The organism is Kitasatospora sp. NPDC002965 (genome assembly GCF_040611255.1).
Classification (GTDB): domain Bacteria; phylum Actinomycetota; class Actinomycetes; order Streptomycetales; family Streptomycetaceae; genus Kitasatospora.
This window is the reverse complement of the sequence record NZ_JBEXNT010000295.1, coordinates 1-2095: the sequence shown is the minus strand read 5'-3', so window position 1 is coordinate 2095 and position 2095 is coordinate 1. Positions and strand designations below refer to the sequence as shown.

Here is a 2095-nt window from a genome sequence, read left to right as displayed (position 1 = left end):
TCCCGCGCCGGACGCGGGGGGGGCCCCCCCGGGGGGGGGGGGGGGGGGGGGCGGGGCCCGCGCCGGTGGTCCGCCCGCGGGGGGCCGCCCGGGGGGGGCCTTCGCCGGGGGTCCGTCGGACCCCGGGTCCGGTCGACCCGGCCGGACGGGGGCCGGTCGGGGAGGCCGGACCGGTCAGGTGGTCTCCGGCAGCCGGCCCCGGCTGCCGGCCACGATCAGGCCGCCGGCGACGGCCAGCACCAGCAGGACGACGCCGAAGACCGTCGCCCCGTCGGTGAGCCCGACGGAGTCGCTGAGGTAGCCGGCCGACACCGGGAGCAGCCCGGCCGGCACGTAACCGCCCACGTTGAGCGCGGCGTTGGCCTCGGCCAGGCGCCGCGGCGGGACGGCGGAGTTCAGCAGCGAGAGACCGCCGAGCTGGCCCATGCCCTGGCCGGCCCCGGCGAGCAGGGCCGAGGCGACCAGCACGGGAACGGAGGAGGCGTGGACGGCGGCGATCAGCGTCACCATGGCCAGCGTGGTGGAGACCGCGCCGGCCATCAGGATGGTGCGCCGGCGCAGCTTCTGGACGGCGAACTGCACGGCGGTGGCGGTCAGGAACATCACGAACGCCATCGCGCCGGCCACGATCCGGCTGGTGGTGCCGAGCAGGCCGGAGAGCAGCGACGGGCCGAGCGAGAGCACGAACGAGGTCGCGGTGATGCCGGGCGCGAACACCGCGATGCCGAGGGCGAGTTGCAGGCCGTTGCCGCGCGGGACCCCGGGCACCCGGATCCAGGCGCCCTTCGCCGGCGCGGCTGGCCGGCGGACCGGCATCCGCAGCACCGCGAGGACCGCGGTGGCCAGCAGCACCGCCTCGACCACGAAGACGGTCACGGTCGGGCCGGGCGCCGTCTCGGAGAGCACCCCGGCGAGCAGCGGGCCGAGGCCCGCGCCGAAGACCATCGCGCAGGAGGCCAGCAGGGCGGCGAGGCGCTTGCGGGCCGGGCCCGCCACGTCGGTCACGGCCGCCATGCCGGCCGAGACCACGGCGCCGACCGCGATGCCGGTGAACAGCCGGGCCACGATCAGCGCGGCGACCGACGAGGCGGTGGCGAAGATCGCGCAGGCGGCCACCGCCAGACCCAGCGCGGGCAGCAGCACCGGCTTGCGGCCGAGCCGGTCGGAGACCACCCCGGAGACCAGCAGCGAGCCCAGCAGCCCGACGATGTAGAACGCGAACACGACGGTCAGGGTGCCCTTGGAGAACCCGATGTCCCGCTGCCAGACCACGTACAGCGGGGTCGCCGCGTTGGACAGGACGAACACCGCGGTCACCGGCCACGCGGCCAGCCACACCCACCAGGTGGGCGTCCCCGCGGCCGCCCCCTGCTCCCTCCCGGGCGTCGGCAGGTCCGCCTCGGCGGCCTCCTGCACCGACACCGTCCGACTCTCCGACATGGTCGCTCCCTCCGCCAGACGTAGTACGAGTTAACTCGAACATAGCATGCAGTACGATGAGACTCGTACAGGAGAGTCCGAAATCCTTTCGGCCCACGAGGAGTCGCCCATGCCTTCGACGCTGCGCCAGGCCCCGCCCTTCGTCGTCCTGCCGGAACCGGCCGACCTGCCGGAGGCGCTTCCCGAGCCGGCCGTCGAGGAGCTCAGGCTGGAGCTCGTACTCGGGGCCCTGAGCGACCCGCTGCGGCTCACCATCGTCCGCAAGCTCCTCCTGGAACGGGAGCGGTTCGACCACCCCTGCGGCTGGTTCGGGCTGGACCGGCCCAAGTCCTCGCTGACCCACCACTTCAAGGCGCTGCGCCAGGCGGGCGTCATCCGCCAGCGCCAGTACGGCCTGGAGCGGCGCAGCCACGTACGGATCGACGACCTGGACGCCCGATTCCCCGGGCTCCTCGGACTCGTCGCCGGCTGGACCCCGAACAGCCCCTGACCGGCGGGGGCCGCACCCCCGCCCCTGAACGGCCCCGGGCCCCCCGTACCCGGGGCCCCGCCGCCCCCGCTCGCACCGGGGGCGGCGGAACGCGGGCGGGCCGTCGTCCCCGGCGACGGGCCGCCCCTAGCCCACCCACCCCACCCCCAACCCCCGCGCGCCCGC

The 2095-nt window shown here is 76.0% G+C and carries 2 protein-coding genes; one reads left to right on the top strand and one right to left on the bottom strand.

Annotated features, from left to right (window positions below; genetic code table 11):
- Positions 1-174 precede the first annotated feature (174 nt).
- Complete coding sequence (locus ABZY91_RS41935; RefSeq protein ID WP_355409495.1) at positions 175-1440, bottom strand: MFS transporter; 1266 nt, start codon at positions 1438-1440, stop codon at positions 175-177.
- Between the two features lie 109 nt (positions 1441-1549).
- Between ABZY91_RS41935 and ABZY91_RS41930 the strand changes: the two genes are divergently transcribed.
- Positions 1550-1930, top strand: coding sequence for an ArsR family transcriptional regulator (locus ABZY91_RS41930; protein WP_355409493.1), 381 nt, complete (start codon positions 1550-1552; stop codon positions 1928-1930).
- Positions 1931-2095 lie beyond the last annotated feature (165 nt).